The organism is Paracoccus sp. FO-3 (assembly GCF_006386455.1).
GTDB lineage: Bacteria > Pseudomonadota > Alphaproteobacteria > Rhodobacterales > Rhodobacteraceae > Paracoccus > Paracoccus versutus.
On record NZ_VCBQ01000007.1, the window covers coordinates 59,066 to 80,724 of the forward strand.

The window sequence follows — 21,659 nt, forward strand, 5'->3', positions numbered from 1 at the left end:
GGCCGGCCCGCCTATCGGGCGGCGGCCGCCGCCTGCGATTGCGCGGCGCGCAGCGGATCGGCGGGATAGACGCCCAGGATGTTCAGGCTGGAGGTGAAATAGTCCAGCTCTTCCAGCGCGCGGGCGACATGCGGATCCTCGGGGTGGCCCTCGATGTCTGCATAGAATTGCGTGGCGGTGAAGACGCCGTCCACCATGTAGCTTTCCAGCTTGGTCATGTTGACGCCGTTGGTGGCAAAGCCGCCAAGCGCCTTGTAGAGCGCGGCCGGGATGTTGCGCACCCGGAACACGAAGCTGGTCATCATCGTCGTGCCGCCCTGGGCATTGGTGCGGCGGCTGAAATCGGGCTGGCGCGCCATGACCAGGAAGCGGGTGGTGTTGTTCTGCCGGTCCTCGATCCCCGAGGCGAGCTCCTCGAGCCCGTAGATCTCGCCCGCCAGGGGCGCGGCCAGCGCGGCAAGCGACGGCTCGCCCCGCCGCGCGACCTCGAGCGCCGAGCCGGCGGTGTCGGCGCCGACCATGCCGCGGATGGCGTGGCGGCGCAGGAAGCCGCGGCACTGGCCCAGCAGCACCGGGTGGCTCATCGCGTCGCTGACCTGCGACAGCTTGGTGCCGGGCACGGCCAGCAGGCTGATGCGCACCCGCACGAAGCCCTCGTCGATGATGTGCAGCCCGGTTTCGGGCAGCAGGTGGTGGATGTCGGCGACCCGGCCATAGGTCGAGTTCTCGACCGGCAGCATCGCCAGTTCGGCCTTGCCGCCGCGCACCGCCTCGATCGTGTCCTCGAAGGTGCGGCAGGGCAGCGCCTCCATCTGCGGGCGATAGAAGCGGCAGGCCTGGTGGCTGTAGGCGCCGGGCTCGCCCTGGAATGCGATCACGTTCTGGGTGGGGGCGTCGGTCATGGATCACACCTTGGCTTGGGGTGGCGGCCTGGGCCATGCCCCCGTGGCGGGCCGGCCTCGTGGTCGGTTTTGTGCTTTGCCAGCGACAACTACACCTTGAACCGGTGGAACAAAAGCGGGTAGATACGGCCAAATCCACGGACAGCCCAGGGGATCCGCAGACATGTTCGATACCATGACCGTCACCAAGGCAGCCGGTGCGCTGATCGGCTCGCTTCTGTTCCTGCTGTTGATGAGCTGGGCGGCATCGGGCATCTTTCATGTCGGCGTCTCGGGCCACGGCGCCGAGGGCGAGGAACATGCCCAGGCCTATACCATCCCGGTCGAGGATGCCGGCGGCGCCGATGACGAGGCTGCCGAGGAGGGGCCTGATTTCGCCACCGTGCTGGCCTCGGCCGATGCCGCCGCGGGCGAAAAAGTGTTTGGCAAGTGCAAGGCCTGCCACAAGCTGGACGGCAACGACGGCGTCGGCCCGCATCTGAACGGCGTCATGGGCCGCGCGGTGGCCAGCGTCGGCGGCTTCAACTATTCCGAGCCGATGAAGGCGCATGGCGGCGACTGGACGCCCGAGGCGCTGCAAGAGTTCCTCGCCAACCCCAAGGCCGTGGTCAAGGGCACCAAGATGTCCTTCGCCGGCCTGCCCAAGGTCGAGGATCGCGCCAACCTGATCGCCTATCTGCAAGGCCAGCAGTAAGCCGCCCGGCCCACCCGGCAGGCATGGGGCGTCCCTTGGGGCGCCCTTTTTCGTTGCCGCGGCAAGGCCCCCGCGCGGCGGATCACGCATTTGCATGTTGAACCGGGCCCGTGGGCTGCTAGCCTTGCCGCCGGCGGCCCGCCGCCGCCCGAGCAAGACCAGAACAAGGATCGACAAGACCCGATGACGATGCGTTTCCTGCGACATGCCCCGATGGTTGCATTCATGGCGCTTCTGCCCGGCTGGGCCCTGGCGCAGGAGCAGCAGGAACCCCGGACCATCGTGTCCCATGGCATCTCGGTCTTCGGCGAGCCCGAGCTGCCCGCGGATTTCCCGCATCTGCGCTATGTGAACCCCGATGCGCCCAAGGGCGGCGAGATTTCGGAATGGTTCAGCGGCGGGTTCGACAGCTACAACCCCTATACCCACCGCGGCCGCGCGGCCCTGCTTTCCAACGCCATGCTGGAGCCGCTGATGGAAAGCGTCGCCGACGAGATCGGCACCGCCTATTGCCTGCTCTGCGAGACCATCGAATATCCCGAAAGCCGCGACTGGGTGATCTTCCACCTGCGCCCCGAGGCGAAATTCTCGGACGGCACGCCGCTGACCGCGCATGACGTGCTGTTTTCCTTTGAACTCCTGCGCGACAAGGGCCTGTCCTCGTACCGCACGATCATTTCCAAGATCGTTGCCAAGGCCGAGGTGATCGACGACCGCACCATCAAGTTTATCTTCCGGCCGGATTATCCGCGCCGCGACGTGATCCAGTCGGTGGGCGGCCAGATCGTCTTCTCGCGCGAGGATTTCCGCAAGAACAAGCGCGACATCGAGCAGTCGAGCAACATCCCCTTCGTCGGCTCGGGGCCTTACATGTTCGATCGGGCCGATGCGGGCCGCTCGATCACCCTGCGGCGCAATCCCGACTATTGGGGCAAGGATCTGCCGATCAACATCGGCCGGCACAATTTCGACCGCATCCGCGTCGAGTATTTCGGCGATTACGACAGCGCCTTCGAGGCGTTCAAGGCCGGCGTCTATACCTTCCGCAACGAGGCCAGCTCGATCCACTGGGCGACGCGCTATGATTTCCCCGCCGTGCAATCCGGCGCGGTGAAAAAGGAGGCGCTGCCAGACGGCAGCATCGCCTCGGGGCAGGGCTGGGTCTTCAACCTGCGCCGGCCCAAGTTCCAGGACATCCGCGTGCGCGAGGCCATCGGGCTGATGTTCAACTTCGAATGGTCGAACGAGACGCTGTTCTATGGGCTTTACGCGCGGGTGAACTCGCCCTGGGAAAACAGCCCGCTGATGGCCGAGGGCAAGCCCACGCCGGCCGAGCTGGCGCTGCTCGAGCCCCTGGCCAAGGATCTGCCGCCGGGCGTGCTGACCGAGGATGCGGTGCTGCAGCCCGTCTCGGGCAAGACCCAGCTCGACCGGCGCAACATGCGCCGCGCGGCGCAGCTTCTGGACGAGGCGGGCTGGAAGCCGGGCGCCGACGGCATGCGCCGCAACGCCAAGGGCGAGGTGCTGCGGGTCGAGTTCCTGAACGACAGCGCCACCTTCGACCGCGTCATCAACCCCTTCGTGCAGAACCTGCGCGCGGTGGGCATCGACGCGGTGAACCTGCGGGTGGACGATGCGCAGCTGACCGCGCGGACCCGCAGCCACGACTTCGACATCGTCACCGATCAGCTGCTCCAGGGCTATTTCCTGACCGGCGATACCGAGCAGACCTTTGGCTCGGAAAACGTGGGCGACGTGTTCAACGCCATGGGCATGGCCAATCCGGCCGTGGACCGGCTGATCCAGCTGGGCATCGAGGCCAAGAGCGAGGATGAGATGATCACCGTGGCCCATGCGCTGGACCGCAGCCTGCGCGCGCAGCACTTCTGGGTGCCGCAATGGTTCAAGGCCGAGCATACCGTCGCCTATTACGACATCTTCGCCCATCCCGAGACCTTGCCGCCCTATGCGCTGGGTGAGCTTGATTTCTGGTGGTATGACGCGGATAAGGCGGCAAAGCTGAAACAATCCGGCGCGCTGCGCTAGGGCCCAGGGGGCCGGCGCGGATCAAGGCGGAGCAAGGGGACGGATGGCAGCCTATATCCTGCGGCGCTTGCTGCTGATCATACCCACGCTGATCGGCATCATGCTGGTCAACTTCACGCTGACGCAATTCGTCCCCGGCGGCCCGATCGAGCAGATCATCGCCCGCGTCCAGGGCGAGGGCGATGCGCTGCGCAACATCACCGGCGGGGCGGGCGAGTCGCCGCAGAACACCGAATATGCCGGCGCCCGCGGCATCCCGCCCGAACTGCTGGACCAGCTCGAGGTGCAGATGGGCTTTGCCCGCATCGCCTGCACGCCCGACCACCAGGGCGAGCCGGACCTGAAATCCCCCGATTGCAGCAAGGAAAAGATCGGCGCGGCCGAGCGTTTCCTGGTCATGCTGGGCAATTACGTCCGCTTCGATTTCGGCACCAGCTTCTTCCGCTCGATCTCGGTCATCGACCTGGTGCTGGAAAAGATGCCGGTCTCGATCACGCTGGGGCTGTGGTCCACGCTGATCGCCTATCTGATCTCGATCCCGCTGGGCATCCGCAAGTCGGTCAGGAACGGCACGCCCTTCGACACCTGGACCTCGGGCGCGATCATCGTGGGCTATGCCATCCCCGCCTTCCTGTTCGCGGTCCTGCTGATGGTGCTGTTCGCGGGTGGCAGCTATTGGCAGATCTTTCCCTTGCGCGGGCTGACCTCGGACAATTGGGCCGACCTGAGCCTTTGGGGCAAGGTCAAGGACTACCTGTGGCACATCACCCTGCCGGTCCTGGCCACCACCATCTCCAGCTTCGCCACGCTGACGCTGCTGACCAAGAACAGCTTCCTGGACGAGATCAACAAGCAATATGTCATCACCGCCCGCGCCAAGGGCCTGACCGAGCGCCGGGTGCTTTACGCCCATGTCTTTCGTAATGCCATGCTGATCGTGATCGCCGGGTTCCCGTCCATGTTCCTGGGCGTGTTCTTCGGCTCGTCGATCCTGATCGAGACCATCTTCTCGCTCGACGGGCTGGGCCGGCTGGGCTTCGAGGCGGCGGTGCAGCGCGACTATCCGGTGATCTTCGGCACGCTTTACGTCTTTGGCCTGCTGGGCCTGCTGGTCGGCATCCTGTCGGACCTGATGTATGTGCTGGTCGATCCCCGCATCGACTTCGAGCGGAGGGCCGGCTGATGGCGATGACCGAGCTGAACCGCCGCCGGCTGCGCAATTTCCGCCGCAACAAGCGCGCCTTCTGGTCGCTGGTGGTCTTTACCATCCTGTTCGTGGCCTCGCTGTTTGCGGAACTGATCGCCAATGACAAGCCGATCCTGGTCAGCTATCGGGGCGAGCTGCATTTCCCGGTCTATCGCTTCTACCCCGAGACCGCCTTCGGCGGCGATTTCGGCACCGAGGCGATCTATACCGATCCGGGCGTGCAATGCCTGATCCGCACCGGCGGGCGGCCCGAATGCTGGGACGACCCCGAGGCGACCGAGCGCGCGGCGCGCGAAACCGGCCAGGTCGCGGGCGAGGCGGTCGAGCGCGGCTGGATGCTGTGGCCGCCGATCCCCTATCACTACCGCAGCATCAACAATGTCGGCACCGCCCCCAGCCCGCCCGATGCGGCGCATTGGCTGGGCACCGACGACACCGCGCGCGACGTGCTGGCGCGGGTGATCTACGGCTTTCGCCTGTCGATCCTGTTCACGCTGATCGTGACCGTGGTCGCCTCGGTTCTGGGCATCGCGGCGGGGGCGGTGCAGGGCTATTTCGGCGGCCGCACCGACCTGGTGTTCCAGAGATTGCTTGAGATATGGGGCTCAACCCCTTCGCTTTACGTGATTATCATCCTGTTCGCGATCCTGGGGCGAAGTTTCTGGCTGCTGGTTTTCGTCTCGATCCTGTTCGGCTGGCCGGCGCTGGTCGGCGTGGTGCGGGCCGAGTTCCTGCGCGCGCGCAACTTCGAATATGTCCGCGCCGCGCGCGCGCTTGGGGTCAGTGACCGCATCATCATGTTCCGCCATATCCTGCCCAACGCCATGGTGGCGACGCTGACCATGCTGCCCTTTGTCGTGACCGGCACCATCTCGTCGCTGGCCGCGCTGGATTATCTGGGCTACGGCCTGCCCAGTTCGGCCCCCTCGCTGGGCGAGCTGGCCTTGCAGGCCAAGCAGAACCTGCAGGCGCCCTGGCTGGGCTTCACCGCCTTCTTCAGCTTCGCCCTCATGCTGTCCTTGCTGGTGTTCATCTTCGAGGGCGTGCGCGACGCCTTCGACCCAAGAAAGACCTTCCGATGACCCCGGTTCTGGAAGTCAGCGACCTGCGGGTGGGGTTCCGGCAGGACGGGCAACTGGTGCCCGCCGTCAAGGGCGTCAGCTTCACCGTGGGCAAGGGCGAGACGGTGGCGCTGGTCGGCGAATCCGGCTCGGGCAAGTCGGTCACGGCGCTGTCGACCGTGCGGCTTCTGGGCGAGGCGGCCGAGGTCGCGGGCTCGGTCCGCTACGGCGGGCGCGAATTGCTGGGCGCCTCCGAGGCGGAGTTGCGCCGGGTGCGCGGCAACGACATCAGCTTCATCTTCCAGGAGCCGATGACCTCGCTGAACCCCCTGCACACGCTGGAGCGGCAGCTTGCCGAAAGCCTGGCGCTGCACCAGGGGCTGCGCGGCGCGGCGGCGCGGGCGCGGATCATCGAGCTTTTGACCCGCGTCGGCATCCGCGACCCGGAAACGCGGCTGGCCGATTACCCGCACCAGCTGTCGGGCGGCCAGCGCCAGCGGGTGATGATCGCCATGGCGCTGGCGAACGGGCCGGAGCTGCTGATCGCCGACGAGCCGACGACGGCGCTGGACGTGACCATCCAGGCGCAGATCATGGAGTTGCTGGCGGAGCTGAAGGCCGCCGAGGGGCTGTCGATGCTGTTCATCAGCCACGACCTGGGCCTGGTGCGCCGCATCGCCGACCGGGTCTGCGTGATGAAGGGCGGCGAGATCGTCGAGCAGGGGCCAGTCGAGCAGATCTTCGCCCATCCGCAGCACGAATATACCCGGATGCTGCTGGCGGCCGAGCCCAAGGGCAGGGCCGATCCCATCCCCGCCGATGCGCCGCAGGTCGTGGCGACGCAGGATCTGCGGGTCTGGTTCCCGATCCAGCGCGGCTTCCTGCGCCGCACCGTCGGCCATGTGAAGGCGGTGAACGGCGCCACCATCTCGGTCCGTGCCGGCGAGACGCTGGGCATCGTCGGCGAATCCGGTTCCGGCAAGACCACGCTGGCGCTGGCGATCATGCGGCTGATCGACAGCGACGGGCCGATCCTCTACATGGGCCGCGACATCTCCCGCGTGCCGGGCCGGGCGCTGCGCGGCTTGCGCCGCGACATGCAGATCGTGTTCCAGGACCCCTATGGCAGCCTGTCCCCGCGCATGACGGTCGAGCAGATCATCGCCGAGGGCCTGGGCGTGCATGGCATCGAGCCGGGCCGCAACCGCCGCGAGATGGTCGATGCGATCATGCGCGAGGTCGGGCTGGACCCCGCCACCATGCACCGTTACCCGCACGAGTTCAGCGGCGGCCAGCGCCAGCGCATCGCCATCGCCCGCGCCATGATCCTGAACCCCAAGCTGGTGGTGCTGGACGAGCCGACCAGCGCGCTGGACATGACCGTTCAGGTGCAGATCGTCGAGCTTTTGCGTCGCTTGCAGCGCAAGCACGGCCTGGCCTTCCTGTTCATCAGCCACGACCTGCGCGTCGTGCGCGCCATGTCGCACCAGATCATGGTCATGCGCGCCGGCGAGGTGGTCGAGCAGGGCTCGACCGACGCCGTTTTCGAACGGCCCGAAAGCGATTACACCCGCCAGCTGATCGCGGCGGCATTTCTTGCGGTAACAAGTGAAGACCTTAAGGTAACAAGTTGAAGATCCTGTTCGTTCACCAGAATTTTCCCGGCCAGTTCCTGCATCTGGCGCCGGCGCTGGCCGCGCGCGGCCATCACGTGACGGCGCTGACGGATGAAAAGAACCAGCGTGCCTCGCCGGTCCGCGTGCTGCGCTACAAGACGCCGGACGAGCTGAAGCTGCCGCCCTCGCTGGGCCGGACCTACAGCGAGATGGCCGAGCGGGGCTGGGTCGCGGCCCGCGGCTGCCGCGCCCTGCGCGACCGGCACGGCTATGCGCCCGACCTGATCTTCGGCCATAGCGGATGGGGCGAGACGCTGTTTCTGCGCGAAATCTGGCCCGAGGCGAAGCTGCTGGTCTATGCCGAGCTGATGTATCGCACCCGCGGCCATGACGTCGGCTTCGACCCCGAGATCACCCCTGGCAGCGACGAGGGGCGCATCGGCACCATCGCGCGCTCGGCGCATCTGATCCAGGGGCTGGTGCAGGCCGATGCCGGGCTGTCGCCGACGCAATACCAGGCGAATTCCTTTTCGCCGGAATTGCGCCGGAAGCTGACGGTGATCCACGACGGCATCGACACGCAGAAGGTCCGTCCCGACCCGGCGGCCGAGCTTGCGCTGCCCGACGGCCGCACGTTGCGGGCGGGGGACGAGGTGCTGACCTATGTCTCGCGCTCGCTGGAGCCCTATCGCGGCTTTCACCGCTTCATGCGCGCGCTGCCCGAGGTGCTGCGGGCGCGGCCCGAGGCGCAGGTGGTGCTGGTGGGCGCCGACGGGGCCAGCTATGGCGGCCTGCCCAAGGACGCGCCGAACTGGCGGGAAAAGCTGCTGGCCGAACTCGACGGCCGGCTGGACCTTGGGCGCATCCATTTCCTGGGCCGGGTGCCCTATCCGCAATATCTGGCGCTGTTGCAGGTCAGCCGGGTGCATTGCTACCTGACCTATCCCTTCGTCCTCAGCTGGTCGCTGACCGAGGCGATGGCGGCCGGCTGCTATGTCGTCGGTTCCGACACCGAGCCGGTGCGCGAACTGGTCCGCGACGGCGAGAACGGACGGCTGGTGCCCTTTTTCGACCAGCCCGCGCTGGAATCGGCGCTGATCCGCGGCCTTGCCGGCGACCCCGAGGCGCCGCGCCTGCAGGCGGCGGCGCGCCAGACCATCCTGCAGGGCTATGACCTGCACGGGCATTGCCTGCCGCGGCTGATCGACTGGGTGGAAAGCTTCGCGCCCTAAAGCTCGATCTCGCTTTCGGGGTCGCGTTCGGGCAGCGGCGGCGTCGCTTCCGGCGGCGGGGCCAGGCGGGGGTCGTCCTCGGGCGCAGGGCGCAGCATGTCGCGCAGCGCATCGCCCACCGGCGGGGGCGGCGGCGCGTCCGCGCGGCGGCGGATCAGGATGTCGCCGTTCTCCAGCCGCTCGGGCGCCTGGTAGTTGCGCACGTCGTCCATCAGCTTGCCGATGTCCTGCAGCACCGGCGCGACCGCGCCCAGCGTATCGCCCAGGTCGCGGCCCAGCCGGTCCAGATGCGGCTCGGCCTGTTGCAGCAGGTTGCGCATGAAGTTTTCCAGCCCGCGTTCCAGCGGGTCGGGCTCTTCCGGCGGGGGCAGGCCCTCCGAGGGCGGCGGCTCGTCGGCCAGCGGGGGCTCGTAATCCTGGGCCATGGCTGCGGGGGGCATCAGCGCGGCGCAGAGGATCAGGGAAAGAAGCGGGTTGCGCATGGGCCGGTCCTTCGGCTGTTCGCAGGGGAAACATGCGCGAGGCCGGCCGGGTTCCCTTGCGCCGCGGCCGCCCCGCGGTCAATCGGCAGGGCCGGCACCTTCCGGGTCGCGATATTCGTGCAGCCGCCCCCGCCAGTCGCGGATCGCATAGCGGCCGGGCGCGGTCGGCTGGACATGGTCCGGCCCCAGCGGCACCTTGCCGTGCCCGCCCGGCAGGTCCAGCACATAGGTCGGAAGGCATGTCCCCGACAGCCGCCCGCGCAGGGCCGCCATGATCGCCTGCCCCTCGGCGATGGAGGTGCGGAAATGGCCGGTGCCGCGCGCCAGGTCGCAATGATGCAGGTAATAGGGCTTGACCCGGTTGCGGATCAGCGCCCGGAACAGCTCGGCCAGGATGTCGGGATCGGCATTCACCCCCCGGAGCAGCACGGTCTGCGACAACAGCGGAACGCCCGCATCGGCCAGCCGCGCCAGCGCGGCGCGGGCGGCCTCGGTCAGTTCCTGCGCGTGATTGGTATGGATCACCACCCAGACCGCCAGCCGCGCCGGCCGCAGCGCCGCCAGCATTGCCGCGTCGATGCGGCCGGGGGCGACCACCGGCACGCGGGTATGGAAGCGGACGACGTCGACATGGGCGATCGCCTCCAGCCGCGCCATCAGCGCCGAGATGCGGCGCGCCGACAGCACCATCGGGTCGCCGCCGGTCAGGATCACCTCGCGGATCGCGGGGGTGCGGGCGACATAGTCCAGCGCGGCGGCCAGGTCGGGCTCGGGCAGGCTGCCTTCCTCGCCCACCACCTCGCGGCGAAAGCAGAAGCGGCAATAGACCTCGCAGGTCTTGGTGACATGCAGGATCACCCGGTCGGGATAGCGATGGGTCAGGCCGGGGGTCGGGCTGAAGCAGGCGTCGCCGATGGGGTCGGCCAGCTCTTCGGGGCGGATCTGCAATTCGCGCGCATCGGGCAGGAATTGCGCGGCGACGCCGTCGCCGGGCGCGCGCATGGCCTGGCGCATGGCGGCGGGGATGCGGATGCGGAACTCGGCCGCGACCGCGTCCAGCGCCTCGGCCTGCGCGGCATCGGCCAGGCCGGCCTCGACCAGGGCGGGAACGGTGGTGATCGGGCGCTGGGACAAGGCGGCCTCTTGCGGCGAAAGGGAAGGGCGGTTTATCGACCCGCCGGCCGGTCTTGGCAAGGGCTCAGCCCCGTGCCGTCGCCTCCAGCGCGGCGATGTCGAGCTTGACCATCGTCAGCATGGCCGCGGTGACGCGGCGACCGACCTTGGGGGTCGGGGTCCGCCATCAACTCGCCCAGCCGTTTCGGGACGACCTGCCAGCACAGGCCCCAGCGGTCGCGCAGCCAGCCGCATTGCTCGGCTGTGCCGCCTTCCGGCAGCGCGTCCCACAGCCGGTCGATCCCAGCCTGGTCGTCGCATTCGACCATGATCGAGAAGCTGTGGTTGAACGGGTCGAGCGGCCCGGCCTCGATCGCCATGGAGCGCTGGTCGCCCAGGGTAAAGCCCGCCAGCCCGACGCTGCCCTCGGGCCCCGAGGGCGTGTCGCCCTGAACGGTCGAGAGCCAGTCCAGCGACGAGCCGGGGATCAGCGCGCAGTAAAAGCGCACCGCCGCCTCCATGTCGCGTTCGAATCAGAGATGCTGGGTGACTTTCATCGCGGTTCCCCCTTATTTCAGGGCAGCACCAGGCTGCGGTCGTCCTTGAGCGTCTTCAGCACGATCTCGGAACGCACCTGGGCCACCTGCGGTTGCGGCAGCAGGTGGCGATGGATGAAATCCGAGAATGCCTCCAGATCGCGCAGCCGCACGTCCAGGATGTAATCGGCATCGCCCGAAACCGAAAAGGCCGAGCGGATCTGCGGATGCGCGGCGACGAAACGGGCGAAATCGTCCTCCTTCCCCTGGCCGTGGCTGCGCAGGTTCACGCGGATGATGGCGCGCAGCCCGAAGCCCAGCTTCTGCGGGTTCAGCCGGGCGGCATAGCCCTCGATCACCCCGGCCTCTTCCAGCGCCGCACGCCTGCGCGAGCATTGCGAGGGCGACAGGTTCACCAGCTCGGCCAGCGCCGCATTGGTCATCGCCCCGTCGCGCTGCAGGGCGTCGAGAATGGCGATGTCGAATCCATCCATGCGCATTTCTTGCATCGATCCGCCCCATCATGCGCGCTTCATGCCTTTGCGCCCCGATCATGGCACAGTTTGCGCCCGGCTTGCATCGCATTCGCGCGATCATGGTTTCAGGACACGCGAACAGAGGAGGAGACGCCATGGGACCGTTCCCGCATGACGCCCCGAAAGCCACCATCAGCGCCGAAAACCCCGCCGGCACCGACGGGTTCGAGTTCGTCGAATTCGCCCATCCGCAGCCCGAGACCCTGGACCGCATCTTTCGCCAGATGGGCTTCGTCCCGGTGGCGCGGCACAGGCGCAAGGACATCACGCTGTATCGCCAGGGCGACATCAACTACCTGCTGAACGCCGAGCCCGACAGCCATGCCGCGGGATTCGTGCGCCAGCACGGCCCCTGCGCCCCGGCCATGGCCTGGCGCGTGGTCGATGCGCAGCACGCGCTGCGGCGCGCGCTGGAGCTGGGCGCCAGGGAATATGCCGGTGGCGGCAAATCCATCGACGCGCCGGCGGTCCATGGCATCGGCGGCTCGCTGCTGTATTTCATCGACCGCTACGGCGATGCCGGCAGCGCCTATGCCGCCGAATACGACTGGCTGGCCGAGCCAGATCCGCGCCCCGAGGGCTTCGGCTTCTATTACCTCGACCACCTGACGCATAACGTGGTGCGCGGGAACATGGACAGCTGGTACAAGTTCTATCACGACACGTTCAACTTCCGCGAAATCCGGTTCTTCGACATCAAGGGCAAGCAGACCGGGCTGGTCAGCCGGGCGCTGACCTCGCCCGACGGCAAGATCCGCATCCCGATCAACGAATCGACCGACGATCGCAGCCAGATCGAGGAATACCTGCGCGCCTACAAGGGCGAGGGCATCCAGCACATCGCCATCGCCACCGAGGACATCTATGCCGCCACCGACCGCATCGCCGAGGCCGGGATGAAGTTCATGCCCGGCCCGCCCGACACCTATTACGAAATGTCGCACAACCGGGTGAAGGGCCACCGGGAGCCGGTCGAGCGCATGAAGCGGCACGGCATCCTGATCGACGGCGAAGGCGTCGTCGGCGGCGGCATGACGCGGGTGCTGCTGCAGGTCTTCTCGAGAACCGTGATCGGGCCGATCTTCTTCGAGTTCATCCAGCGCAAGGGCGATGACGGCTTCGGCGAGGGCAATTTCCGCGCCCTGTTCGAATCGATCGAAGAGGATCAGATCCGCCGCGGCGTGCTGAAGATCGACGCGGCCGAGTGACGGGCCGGCGCGCCGCCCTGCATGGCGGGGTTGTCGCCGGTGCCGCAGATTGCTGGTGCGGGACCAGGACGCCGCCGCAAGCGGATGCGGCGGCGTCCTGCCGGATTGCGCCCCGGCCGATCGGGAAGTGCTGGCCGACCGGAAGGGGCTGGCCGATCAGAAGGTGAAGTCGCCCAGGTCGAGCTGCGCCTTCTGCATGTCCTGGATGGTGACGATGGTATCGGCGGACAGCCGCAGCACCAGGTCGTCGCCGACCTGCTGGGCGTTGCTGATGACCGCCTGCACCTGCGCCCGGCTGAAATCGTCGAAGTCGAGCCGGTCCATGCCGTTCTGGAAATCGGTGATGGTGTCGCGGCCGTCGCCGCGCTCGAACTCGAAGACATCGGCGCCGGCGCCGCCGGTCAGGATGTCGTTGCCGCGCCCGCCCTCCAGCCGGTCGCGGCCCTCGCCGCCGTCCAGCCGGTCGTTGCCCGAACCGCCGTCCAACTCGTCATTGCCCAGCCCGCCGAACAGCAGGTCGTTGCCGGCCCCGCCCTCGACCTCGTCATGGCCTGAGCCGGCATAAAGCGTATCGGCACCGGCGCCGCCTTCCAGCTCGTCATTGCCGCTGCCGCCATGCAGGACGTCGTTGTCATTGCCGCCCTCCAACTCGTCGTTGCCGTTGCCGCCGTGCAGGACGTCATTGCCATTGCCGCCCTCCAGCTCGTCATGGCCCTCGCCGCCGTTCAGCGTGTCGTTGCCGTCGCCGCCATGCAGCTTGTCGTTGCCGCCAAAGCCGAACAGCCGGTCATGGCCGCCCATTCCCGACAGCCAGTCTCCGAATGGCGTGCCGTTCAGCGTTTCGGCGAAGCTCGTCCCGTTCTTGCGCAGCATCTCTTGGTCCTTTCATGGTAAGGCGGCGGTTGCCCGTCCGCGGGATAACGCGCCCGCAATGCCACAGGCTTGCTGACAGCCCTCTGATCCCGCCTGTCAGGCTGTTGTCAGAAAACCCCCGCCTGGGCGGAAAGCCGCCGGGCCGGGCTGTTGCCGTTTCGGCACGCCGCGCACGGCGGCAGGGCCCGCGCCGATTTTGTCAGCCGCCTGTCAGTTCCCGGACGCTAATAGGGGCGGCATGAGACTGCTTGCCCTTCTTGTCCTTCTGTCGCTGCTGCCGCCGTTGCTCGCCGCGGGTCAGGACATTGCCGAGCCGGATTTCGAGCAGGCGCGCGAGGCCGTCGAACGCGGCCGGATCCTGCCCCTTGCCGAGGTGCTGGCGCGGCTGCACGAATCCCAGCCCGGACGGGTGATCGAGGTGGACCTGGACGAGGAGGACGGCATGATGATCTATGAGGTCGAGCTGGCAACCCCGGACGGCCGCCTGATCGAGGTCGAGATCGACGCGGCCTCGGGACGGATCCTGGCCCTGGACGAGGATGACGAGGACTGATGCGCGCCCTGATCGTCGAGGATGAGCCCCGGATCGCCGCCGATCTGGAACGGGCGCTGAAGGCGGCGGGCTTTCTGGTCGAGACGGTCGGCGACGGCGAGACCGCCTGGTTTCGCGGCGGCACCGAGCAATACGACCTGATCGTGCTGGACCTGAACCTGCCGCGGCTGGACGGGCTGACCGTGCTGAAGCGCTGGCGCGCCGAGGGCTGCGAAAGCCCGGTGCTGATCCTGACCGCGCGCGGCGCCTGGACCGAGCGGGTCGAGGGCATAGACGCCGGCGCCGACGACTACCTGCCCAAGCCCTTTCGCATGGAGGAACTGATCGCCCGCGCCCGCGCGCTGGTGCGCCGTGCCGGCGGGCGCGGCAATGCGACGCAGCAGGTCGGGCGGCTGACCGTGGACCTCAATCGCATGACCGCCGCCATCGACGGCATCCCGATGCCGCTCACGCCGCTGGAGTTCCGCCTGGTCGCCTATCTGGCGCTGAACCGCGACCGCATCGTGGCGCCGACAGAATTGCTGGAGCATCTTTATGGCGACGACGATTCGCGCGAGCTGAACGCTGTCGAGGCCATCGTCACCCGCCTGCGCCGCAAGCTGGGGCCGGGGGTGATCGGCACCCGCCGCGGCTTCGGCTATCACCTGGAGGCCGGCCCGGCGGCCGACCCGGCCCAGGTCGGGGCGTGATCCGCTCGATCCGCTGGCGGCTGGTGCTGGCCGGGGGGCTGGCCATCGCGCTGGCGCTGGCGCTGTCGGGCATGGGGCTGGCGGTGCTGTTCGAACGCCATGTCGAGCGCGTCGCCGTGGCCGATCTGCAGGCCCGCGCCTTGGCGCTGGCCGCCATGGTGCAGCCCGAGGCCGAGACCGGCGCCCGCCTGCGCGCGCCCCCCGACGACCCGCTTTATGACCAGCCCTTTTCCGGCCATTACTGGCAGGTGATGCTGGGCAGCGAGCTGCGCCGCTCGCGCTCGCTCTGGGACTACACCCTGCCCAGCGACCAGCCGGCGCCGGCGCCGGGCGAAACCGCGGTGCGCACGCTTACCGGCCCGCGCGGCGAGCCGCTGCTGGCGGTCGAGCAAAGCCTGGTGGCTGGCCGGGAAGCGGTGCCGCTGCGCATCATCCTGGCCTCGGATCGCGACGAGCTGGCCCTGGCGCGGCGCGGCTTCCTGGGTGATCTCCTGCCCTATCTGGGCCTGCTGGGCGCCATGCTGCTGCTGGCCAGCTGGGTGCAGATCACCGTCGGCCTGCGTCCGCTGCGCCAGGTGGGCGCCAGGGTGGCGGCGCTGGTCTCGGGCGGCAGGCCGCGCATCGGCCAGGATCTGCCGACCGAGGTGATCCCGCTGGCCACCCAGATCGACGAGCTGCTGGACGCGCGCGACCGGGAACTCGGCCGGGCCCGCCATCGCGCGGCCAACCTGGCGCATGGGCTCAAGACCCCGCTCCAGGCGCTGCTGGGCGATGCCGCCGAGCTTGAAGCCAGGGGCGAGGTCGAGATCGCCCGCAATATCGAAGCCGTCGCCCAGCAGATGCGCCGCCATGTCGATCGCGAACTGGCCCGCGCCCGCCTGCAATCCGGCCGCGATGCGCAAAGCGCCGAGCCCGACCGGATCGCCACCCGGCTAATCGGCGTGCTGCGCCGCACGCCGCTGGGCGCCGGCATCGACTGGCGGCTTTCGGCGCCCCCCGGCCTCGCGGCCCGCATCGGTCCCGACGAACTGACCGAGGCCCTCGGCGCGCTGCTGGAAAACGCCATGCGCCATGCGCGGGGCATGGTCCGCATCTCGGCCCGCCGCAAGGACGGCCGCATCCTCATCGCCATCCTGGACGACGGTCCCGGCGTTCCCGAGGCCGAGCTGGAGCGGCTTACCCAGCGCGGCCTCAGCCTCGATCCCAGCGGCGAGGGGCAGGGTATCGGCCTGGCCGTGGTCGCCGACATCGTCGATGCCGCGCAGGGGGAATTGCGGCTGCGCAATGCCCATCCCGGCTTCCTGGCCGAATTGCATCTCGAGGCAGCGCCGCCCGCTTCCCAGGGCGCGGCACCTTCACCGTTTCCCAAATCCCCATGAGGCAAGCGCGCCCGCGGCGCTGATCTTGCCGGGTGGATGCGTTCAGGGCAGCGTGACCGCCAGGTTGTCGATCAGCCGCACCCCGTCGAGCCAGGCCGCGACCAGCAGCCGCGCCGGCCGGCCCGGCTGCGGCTCGCCCAGGGTCTCGCCGTCGCGCAGCGCCAGATATTCCACGGGCGCGAAACCCGCCGCCTCCAGCCCGGCCTGCGCCGCGGCCAGCGCGGCCTCCGCAGGCTCCCCGGCCTCGATCCGGGCGACCGCCTCGAACAGCGCCTGCGGCAGGGCCGCGGCACGCGCCCGACCCTCGGCCGTCAGGCGCTGGTTGCGCGAGGACAACGCCAGCCCGTCCCCGGCCCGCACGCAGGGGCAGGGCACGATCTCGACCGGCAGTTTCAGGTCCTGCACCAGCCGGCGCACCAGCTGCAGCTGCTGCCAGTCCTTTTCCCCGAAAAACGCCCGGTCGGCCTGGGTCATGTTGAGCAGAAGCGTCACCACCGTGGCCACGCCGTCGAAATGGCCCGGACGATGCGCCCCTTCCAGCGGCGCCGTCACCCCCGAGACCGAGATCACCGTGGCATGGTCCGGCGGATAGACCTCGTCGCCATCGGGCACGAAAAGCGCATCCACCCCCAGGGGGCCCAGCAGCTCGGCATCGGCATGTTCGGTGCGGGGATAGCGGGCAAAATCCTCGGCATTGTTGAACTGGCGCGGGTTGACGAACAGGGTCACGATCACCCGGTCGCAACTGGCCTTGGCGGCGCGGACCAGGCTCAGGTGCCCCTCGTGCAGCGCGCCCATGGTCGGCACCACGCCGATGCTTTCGCCGCGGGATTTCCAGCCGCGCACCAGCGCGCGCAATTCGGCCAGCGGCCGGACGATGGGCGCGCTCATGCGGGCTTGCCCTCGGCAAAGCCATGTTCGGGGCCGGGAAAGCGGCGCGCGCGGACCTCGGCGGCATAGGCGGCGATGGCGGCATCGGCATCGCCGCCCAGCTCGGCATAGCGCTTGACGAATTTCGGCCGGAAATCGGAAAACAGCCCCAGCATGTCGTCGACCACCAGCACCTGCCCGTCGCAATCCAGGCCCGCGCCGATGCCGATGGTGGGCACGGCGATTTCTTGCGTGATGCGCGCCCCCAGCGCCGCGGGCAGCTTTTCCAGCACCACGGCAAAGGCGCCGGCGTCCGTCAGCGCCGCGGCATCCAGGGCGATGCGGTCGGCCTCGTCCCGGCCGCGGCCCTGCACCTTGTAGCCGCCCAGCACATTAACCGATTGCGGCGTCAGCCCGACATGGCCCATCACCGGGATGCCGCGCGCGACCAGGAAGGCCACCGTCTCGGCCATGTGGCGCCCGCCTTCCAGCTTGACCGCCTGGCAGCCGGTCTCGGCCATCAGCCGCGCGGCGTTGCGGAAGGCCTGCTCGGGCCCTTCCTCATAGCTGCCGAAGGGCATGTCCACCACCAGGCAGGCGCGCGCGCAACCCCGCGCCACCGCCTTGCCGTGCAGGATCATCATCTCCATGCTGACGCCGATGGTCGAGGGCAGGCCGTGCAGCACCATGCCCAGGCTGTCGCCGACCAGGGCGATGTCGCAATGCGCATCGACCAGCCGGGCCATCGGCGTGGTATAGGCGGTCAGGCAGACCACCGGCTCGCCGCCCTTGCGGGCGCGGATGTCTCCGGGGCCAAGCTGGCTCTTGCGATCAGGGGTCGCGCTCATCTCTCTCTCCCTTGTCCAGGGCCTTGGCGGCCGCTGCCCGAATATTGGATTCGCGCCGCCATGTCTCGCAATAAAATGATGCAGATGCAGCATTCCCGCGCAGGAAAAGAAGCCGGCCGGTGGCGGCGACAGACCCCTTAGAGAATTTCAAAAGCAAATACAACATGTTGAAATTCACCCCGCCCCAAGGGCCGCCCCGCGGCCGACAAGGCCGTGGCCGCCCCCTGCGCGCGTCCGTCGCCTTCCAGGCCCTGCCTGACTGATGCCGGGCGGCTGCCGCTCTCGCGCGCGCGGGCTTCTCCGCTAGACCGCACATTCCGCGCGCACACGATGCCTGCCGCCCCCGCGCGCGCGGGCTTCCCGTCGCGCTCGAGCATGAAATGCACCGGCACCCTCCACCCCCGCGCGCGCCCCGCGGCTTCTTCGTTCCCCAAATACTCATGCGGCCGCGCCATCCTCGGCAAGGCCTGCCCGCATGGGCCCGGCCGGCCCGATCCGCCCCGGCCTGCGGCTTGACATGCCGGGGGCCGGGGCCTAGTGCCGGACTTGGCTCCCTGCGGGGCCTGACCAACCAGCGCCGCGCCGAATGCGGCCGTTTCCTCGGGATCGAGACATGACGCTGAACGCTGCCATCCTTGGGGCCTCGGGCTATACGGGTGCCGAACTCGTCCGCATCCTCGCCACCCATCCCCGGATCGAGGTCGCCGCGCTGTCTGCCGACCGCAAGGCAGGGCAGGGCTATGACGAGGTCTTCCCGCACCTGCGCCACCTCAAGCTGCCGGCGCTGGTCAGGATGGAAGAGATCGACTTCTCGGCCATCGACCTGGTGTTCTGCGCGCTGCCGCACGGCCTCAGCCAGCCGCTGGTCGCAGCATTGCCGCAGAACGTGAAGATCGTCGACCTGGGCGCCGATTTCCGGCTGCGCGACCCGGAGGATTACAAGAAATGGTATGGGCTCGACCATGCCGCGCCCGAGATCCAGCCCGAGGCGGTCTATGGGCTGACCGAGTTCTATCGCGACCAGATCCGCGACGCGCGGCTGGTCGCCGGCACCGGCTGCAACGCCGCCACCGTGCAATTCGCGCTGCGGCCGCTGATCGGCTCGGGGCTGATCGACCTCGACGACATCATCTGCGACCTCAAGAACGGGATTTCCGGGGCGGGCCGCTCGCTCAAGGAAAACATGCTCTTCGCCGAACGCTCCGAGGATGTGGCGGGCTATTCCCAGGGCGGCAAGCACCGCCATCTGGGCGAGTTCGACCAGGAGTTCTCGGCCCTGGCCGGTCGTCCGGTGCGCATTCAGTTCACCCCGCACCTGGTGCCGGTGAACCGCGGCATCCTGGCCTCCTGCTATCTCAAGGGCGAGCCGCAGGCGGTCCATGCCGCGCTGGCCGAGGCCTATGCCGACGAGCCCTTCATCGTCGTGCTGCCCTATGGGCAACTGCCGGCGATGGCGCATGTGCAGGGCTCGAACTTCTGCCATATCGGGGTGACGGGCGACCGGATCTCGGGGCGGACGCTGGTCGTCTCGACGCTGGACAACCTGTGCAAGGGCTCCTCGGGGCAGGCGGTGCAGAACGCCAACCTGATGCTGGGCCTGCCGGAAACCGAAGGGCTGATGCTGGCGCCGATCTTCCCCTGACCGGAACCACAAGGCGGGGCTGCGCGTCTTGTCTGGGATAGGGGCGGCGTTTCGCCGCCCTGAAGGAGGAAAGCAAGATGCGTAGCCTGATTGCGACCGCCGTTTCCGCCATGCTGCTTGCGCTGGCCGGCTGCGGCGACAATCCCACCGAACGCGCCGCCACGGGCGGGCTGGGCGGGGCGGTCATCGCCGGTCCCGCGGGGGCGGTGGTGGGCGGAACCATCGGGGCCGCGACTGCCGATTGACCCGCGGCAGCGCCCGGTGAAATGCCCGGTGAAATGCCTTTTGAAAGGCCCTGTGAAAGGCAAGGTGCGGGGCGGCGGAACGCGCGCCCCGCACCGGATCAGGAATCAGCTCTTGGCGCGCTCGACATAGGTCAGGTCGGCGGTGTTGATGACGACCTTGGTGCCCACGCCGATATGCGGCGGCACCATGATGCGCACGCCGTTATGCGCCATCGCCGGCTTGTAGCTGGACGAGGCGGTCTGGCCCTTGACCACCGGCTCGGTCTCGACCACCTCGACCGTCACCTTCTGCGGCAGCTCGATGGCGATGGCGACGCCGTTATGGACCTGCAGGAAGACGCTGATGCCGTCTTCCAGGAACACCTTGTCGTCGCCGACCACGTCGGGCGAGACCACGACCTGCTCATAGCTTTCCGGCTCCATGAAGTGGAAGCCCTCGCCGTCCTCGTAGAGGAAATTATAGGCGCGTTCGTCGACATGGGCGCGCTCGACCTGTTCGGTGGTCTTCCAGCGCTCCGAGACCTTGTTGCCGTCCGAGATGCGGCGCAGCTCGACCTGGGTCGTTGGCGTGCCCTTGCCGGGGTGGAAGTTGGTCGCGGTCAGGACGACATGGAGCTTGCCGTCGATCTCGACGACATTGCCTTTGCGAAGGCTGGAGGCGATGACTTTCAAGGCGGTTCCCTTGCCTGCTTTTCAAATTCCGGGATGCCGGATACCAAGTCCGGCAGATGACATCCCATAGCGTTTTTCCCAGCTTTGCGCCAGCCGCAAGCGGAAAACGACACAGATGCAAGAGGTGCGCGCATGAAACCCGCCGACGAAAGCCCCTGGTGGGACCAGGGCCGCCATGCCGGGCGCCGGCCGCTGCTGCAGGCGCGAAACCGCATCCAGGCCGCGATCCGCGACTGGCTGGGCGCGCAGGATTTCGTCGAGGTCGATCCGCTGGCCCTGGCCGTCAGTCCGGGCAACGAGGCGCATCTGCATGCCTTCGCCACCGACCAGATCGGCAACGACGGCGTGCCGCGGCGGATGTATCTGCACACCAGTCCCGAATTCGCCATGAAAAAGCTGCTGGCCGCGGGCGAGGCGCGCATCTTCGCCTTCAGCCATGTCTGGCGCAACCGCGAGCGCGGGCCGCTGCACAGCCCCGAGTTCTGCATGCTGGAATGGTATCGCGCGGGCGAGGATTATCGCGTGCTTTTCGACGATTGCGCGCAATACCTGCGCCATGCCGCCGAGGTTGCGGGCGCCGAGATGCTGCGCTTTCGCGGCGCCGAATGCGATCCCTATGCCACGCCCGAGGTGATGACGGTGGCGCAGGCCTTCCGCGAATTTGCCGGCATCGACCTGCTGGCGACCTGCGACGGGGCCGAGACAGACGTGGCCGCCCTGCGCGCCCAGGCCGAGGTGCAGGGGGTGCGCCTGGCCGCCGACGACGGCTGGTCCGACATCCTGTCGCGCGTGCTGGTGGAACGGGTCGAGCCGCATCTGGGCCATGGCCGGCCGCTGATCCTCGACCGCTACCCGGCGGCCGAGGCGGCGCTGGCGCGGCCTGCCGCGGACGAGCCGCGCGAGGCCGAGCGGTTCGAGCTTTACGCCTGCGGCGTCGAGCTGGCCAACGGCTTCGGCGAGTTGACCGACCCCGCCGAACAGCGCCGCCGCTTCCAGCTGGAGATGGCGGAGAAGGCCCGCATCTATGGCGAGCGTTACCCGCTGGACGAGGATTTCCTGGCCGCGCTGGCCTTCATGCCGCCGGCCGCGGGCTGCGCGCTGGGGTTCGACCGGCTGGTGATGCTGGCCACCGGCGCGCCGCGGATCGACGAGGTGATCTGGACCCCGCTGCAAGCCGAATAAGGCCCTGGTGCCGCCCGAGCCTGCCGAAAGGCGGCCTCTTGCCGCCGCGGGTTTTCCGGCTTTCGGCGCGGGA

At 68.4% G+C, this 21,659-nt stretch carries 22 protein-coding genes; 13 read left to right on the plus strand and 9 right to left on the minus strand.

Annotation, left to right across the window (positions count from 1 at the left end):
• Positions 1–11: 11 nt before the first annotated feature.
• Positions 12–902 carry a prephenate dehydratase gene (locus FE811_RS03195; RefSeq protein ID WP_036749667.1) on the minus strand — a complete coding sequence of 297 codons (891 nt, stop codon included), beginning with the start codon at positions 900–902 and terminating at the stop codon, positions 12–14.
• Positions 903–1,065: 163 nt separating this feature from the next.
• On the opposite strand from FE811_RS03195, the gene FE811_RS03200 reads away from it, so the two are divergent.
• The 6 genes from FE811_RS03200 (at position 1,066) to FE811_RS03225 (ending at position 8,758) form a co-directional block, all read left to right on the plus strand.
• Positions 1,066–1,596 (plus strand): cytochrome c family protein, encoded by a 531-nt coding sequence (locus FE811_RS03200; protein WP_072460733.1) that lies wholly within the window; start codon positions 1,066–1,068, stop codon positions 1,594–1,596.
• A 183-nt stretch (positions 1,597–1,779) separates the two neighbouring features.
• A complete protein-coding gene (locus tag FE811_RS03205; protein WP_116221048.1) occupies positions 1,780–3,642 on the plus strand; it encodes an extracellular solute-binding protein in 1,863 nt (620 codons plus the stop codon).
• Positions 3,643–3,685: 43 nt separating this feature from the next.
• Complete coding sequence (locus FE811_RS03210; protein ID WP_140846609.1) at positions 3,686–4,825, plus strand: microcin C ABC transporter permease YejB; 1,140 nt, start codon at positions 3,686–3,688, stop codon at positions 4,823–4,825.
• Complete coding sequence (locus FE811_RS03215; RefSeq protein WP_116221047.1) at positions 4,825–5,931, plus strand: ABC transporter permease; 1,107 nt, start codon at positions 4,825–4,827, stop codon at positions 5,929–5,931. The genes FE811_RS03210 and FE811_RS03215 overlap by 1 nt, the downstream gene beginning before the upstream one ends.
• Positions 5,928–7,544: an ABC transporter ATP-binding protein gene (locus tag FE811_RS03220; protein WP_036749682.1), complete on the plus strand. Its 1,617-nt coding sequence runs from the start codon at positions 5,928–5,930 to the stop codon at positions 7,542–7,544. Before FE811_RS03215 ends, FE811_RS03220 begins: the two co-directional genes overlap by 4 nt.
• Positions 7,541–8,758 carry a glycosyltransferase gene (locus tag FE811_RS03225; protein WP_116221046.1) on the plus strand — a complete coding sequence of 406 codons (1,218 nt, stop codon included), beginning with the start codon at positions 7,541–7,543 and terminating at the stop codon, positions 8,756–8,758. Before FE811_RS03220 ends, FE811_RS03225 begins: the two co-directional genes overlap by 4 nt.
• Here the strand turns inward: FE811_RS03225 and FE811_RS03230 are convergent.
• From FE811_RS03230 to FE811_RS03245, 4 genes are all read right to left on the minus strand, one after another.
• The gene (locus FE811_RS03230; RefSeq protein WP_114534950.1) at positions 8,755–9,240 is read right to left on the minus strand and encodes a hypothetical protein; all 486 of its coding nucleotides are present in this window, start codon (positions 9,238–9,240) and stop codon (positions 8,755–8,757) included. The genes FE811_RS03225 and FE811_RS03230 overlap by 4 nt on opposite strands.
• Positions 9,241–9,318: 78 nt before the next feature.
• On the minus strand, positions 9,319–10,374 hold the full coding sequence (locus FE811_RS03235; RefSeq protein ID WP_116221045.1) for a lysine-2,3-aminomutase-like protein: 1,056 nt from the start codon (positions 10,372–10,374) through the stop codon (positions 9,319–9,321).
• Positions 10,375–10,406: 32 nt separating this feature from the next.
• Positions 10,407–10,874 (minus strand): VOC family protein, encoded by a 468-nt coding sequence (locus FE811_RS03240; RefSeq protein WP_255469611.1) that lies wholly within the window; start codon positions 10,872–10,874, stop codon positions 10,407–10,409.
• A gap of 53 nt (positions 10,875–10,927) precedes the next feature.
• Positions 10,928–11,383 carry an Lrp/AsnC family transcriptional regulator gene (locus FE811_RS03245; protein WP_240540449.1) on the minus strand — a complete coding sequence of 152 codons (456 nt, stop codon included), beginning with the start codon at positions 11,381–11,383 and terminating at the stop codon, positions 10,928–10,930.
• Positions 11,384–11,520: 137 nt separating this feature from the next.
• Between FE811_RS03245 and hppD the strand changes: the two genes are divergently transcribed.
• Positions 11,521–12,633, plus strand: coding sequence for a 4-hydroxyphenylpyruvate dioxygenase (gene hppD, locus FE811_RS03250; RefSeq protein ID WP_116221044.1), 1,113 nt, complete (start codon positions 11,521–11,523; stop codon positions 12,631–12,633).
• Positions 12,634–12,789: 156 nt separating this feature from the next.
• Here hppD and FE811_RS03255 read toward each other — a convergent pair whose 3' ends face one another.
• Entirely contained in the window at positions 12,790–13,506 is a 717-nt protein-coding gene (locus tag FE811_RS03255; protein WP_114534947.1) for a calcium-binding protein, read from the minus strand.
• Between the two features lie 238 nt (positions 13,507–13,744).
• Here FE811_RS03255 and FE811_RS03260 point away from each other — a divergent pair, with 238 nt between their 5' ends.
• Genes FE811_RS03260 through FE811_RS03270 form a run of 3 tightly spaced genes read left to right on the plus strand, consistent with a single transcriptional unit; the run spans position 13,745 to position 16,127 of the window.
• The gene (locus tag FE811_RS03260) at positions 13,745–14,059 is read left to right on the plus strand and encodes a PepSY domain-containing protein (RefSeq protein WP_116221043.1); all 315 of its coding nucleotides are present in this window, start codon (positions 13,745–13,747) and stop codon (positions 14,057–14,059) included.
• Positions 14,059–14,748 (plus strand): response regulator transcription factor, encoded by a 690-nt coding sequence (locus FE811_RS03265; RefSeq protein WP_116221042.1) that lies wholly within the window; start codon positions 14,059–14,061, stop codon positions 14,746–14,748. Before FE811_RS03260 ends, FE811_RS03265 begins: the two co-directional genes overlap by 1 nt.
• A complete protein-coding gene (locus tag FE811_RS03270; protein WP_116221041.1) occupies positions 14,745–16,127 on the plus strand; it encodes a HAMP domain-containing sensor histidine kinase in 1,383 nt (460 codons plus the stop codon). The genes FE811_RS03265 and FE811_RS03270 overlap by 4 nt, the downstream gene beginning before the upstream one ends.
• Positions 16,128–16,169: 42 nt before the next feature.
• On the opposite strand, the gene panC is transcribed toward FE811_RS03270, so the two are convergent.
• Positions 16,170–17,018 (minus strand): pantoate--beta-alanine ligase, encoded by an 849-nt coding sequence (gene panC / locus FE811_RS03275; RefSeq protein WP_116221040.1) that lies wholly within the window; start codon positions 17,016–17,018, stop codon positions 16,170–16,172.
• Positions 17,015–17,845 carry a 3-methyl-2-oxobutanoate hydroxymethyltransferase gene (gene panB, locus FE811_RS03280; RefSeq protein WP_114534943.1) on the minus strand — a complete coding sequence of 277 codons (831 nt, stop codon included), beginning with the start codon at positions 17,843–17,845 and terminating at the stop codon, positions 17,015–17,017. The genes panC and panB overlap by 4 nt, the downstream gene beginning before the upstream one ends.
• 613 nt (positions 17,846–18,458) lie before the next feature.
• Between panB and argC the strand changes: the two genes are divergently transcribed.
• Together argC and FE811_RS27315 are read left to right on the plus strand one after the other, a co-directional pair.
• Positions 18,459–19,487 (plus strand): N-acetyl-gamma-glutamyl-phosphate reductase, encoded by a 1,029-nt coding sequence (gene argC, locus FE811_RS03285; RefSeq protein WP_116221038.1) that lies wholly within the window; start codon positions 18,459–18,461, stop codon positions 19,485–19,487.
• Between the two features lie 77 nt (positions 19,488–19,564).
• The gene (locus FE811_RS27315; RefSeq protein WP_166435403.1) at positions 19,565–19,732 is read left to right on the plus strand and encodes a hypothetical protein; all 168 of its coding nucleotides are present in this window, start codon (positions 19,565–19,567) and stop codon (positions 19,730–19,732) included.
• Positions 19,733–19,837: 105 nt separating this feature from the next.
• Here the strand turns inward: FE811_RS27315 and efp are convergent, their stop codons facing one another.
• Positions 19,838–20,404 carry an elongation factor P gene (gene efp / locus FE811_RS03290; RefSeq protein ID WP_036753836.1) on the minus strand — a complete coding sequence of 189 codons (567 nt, stop codon included), beginning with the start codon at positions 20,402–20,404 and terminating at the stop codon, positions 19,838–19,840.
• Positions 20,405–20,536: 132 nt separating this feature from the next.
• Here efp and epmA point away from each other — a divergent pair, with 132 nt between their 5' ends.
• Complete coding sequence (epmA, locus tag FE811_RS03295) at positions 20,537–21,586, plus strand: EF-P lysine aminoacylase EpmA (RefSeq protein ID WP_116221037.1); 1,050 nt, start codon at positions 20,537–20,539, stop codon at positions 21,584–21,586.
• Positions 21,587–21,659 lie beyond the last annotated feature (73 nt).

Bases quoted from the DNA above. Each gene is read 5' to 3' on its own strand.
- FE811_RS03195 (WP_036749667.1), bottom strand. From the start codon at position 902: ATGACCGACGCCCCCACCCAGAACGTGATCGCATTCCAGGGCGAGCCC.
- FE811_RS03200 (WP_072460733.1), top strand. From the start codon at position 1,066: ATGTTCGATACCATGACCGTCACCAAGGCAGCCGGTGCGCTGATCGGC.
- FE811_RS03205 (WP_116221048.1), top strand. From the start codon at position 1,780: ATGACGATGCGTTTCCTGCGACATGCCCCGATGGTTGCATTCATGGCG.
- FE811_RS03210 (WP_140846609.1), top strand. From the start codon at position 3,686: ATGGCAGCCTATATCCTGCGGCGCTTGCTGCTGATCATACCCACGCTG.
- FE811_RS03215 (WP_116221047.1), top strand. From the start codon at position 4,825: ATGGCGATGACCGAGCTGAACCGCCGCCGGCTGCGCAATTTCCGCCGC.
- FE811_RS03220 (WP_036749682.1), top strand. From the start codon at position 5,928: ATGACCCCGGTTCTGGAAGTCAGCGACCTGCGGGTGGGGTTCCGGCAG.
- FE811_RS03230 (WP_114534950.1), bottom strand. From the start codon at position 9,240: ATGCGCAACCCGCTTCTTTCCCTGATCCTCTGCGCCGCGCTGATGCCC.
- FE811_RS03240 (WP_255469611.1), bottom strand. From the start codon at position 10,874: ATGGAGGCGGCGGTGCGCTTTTACTGCGCGCTGATCCCCGGCTCGTCG.
- FE811_RS03245 (WP_240540449.1), bottom strand. From the start codon at position 11,383: ATGGATGGATTCGACATCGCCATTCTCGACGCCCTGCAGCGCGACGGG.
- hppD (WP_116221044.1), top strand. From the start codon at position 11,521: ATGGGACCGTTCCCGCATGACGCCCCGAAAGCCACCATCAGCGCCGAA.
- FE811_RS03255 (WP_114534947.1), bottom strand. From the start codon at position 13,506: ATGCTGCGCAAGAACGGGACGAGCTTCGCCGAAACGCTGAACGGCACG.
- FE811_RS03260 (WP_116221043.1), top strand. From the start codon at position 13,745: ATGAGACTGCTTGCCCTTCTTGTCCTTCTGTCGCTGCTGCCGCCGTTG.
- FE811_RS03265 (WP_116221042.1), top strand. From the start codon at position 14,059: ATGCGCGCCCTGATCGTCGAGGATGAGCCCCGGATCGCCGCCGATCTG.
- panC (WP_116221040.1), bottom strand. From the start codon at position 17,018: ATGAGCGCGCCCATCGTCCGGCCGCTGGCCGAATTGCGCGCGCTGGTG.
- panB (WP_114534943.1), bottom strand. From the start codon at position 17,845: ATGAGCGCGACCCCTGATCGCAAGAGCCAGCTTGGCCCCGGAGACATC.
- argC (WP_116221038.1), top strand. From the start codon at position 18,459: ATGACGCTGAACGCTGCCATCCTTGGGGCCTCGGGCTATACGGGTGCC.
- FE811_RS27315 (WP_166435403.1), top strand. From the start codon at position 19,565: ATGCGTAGCCTGATTGCGACCGCCGTTTCCGCCATGCTGCTTGCGCTG.
- epmA (WP_116221037.1), top strand. From the start codon at position 20,537: ATGAAACCCGCCGACGAAAGCCCCTGGTGGGACCAGGGCCGCCATGCC.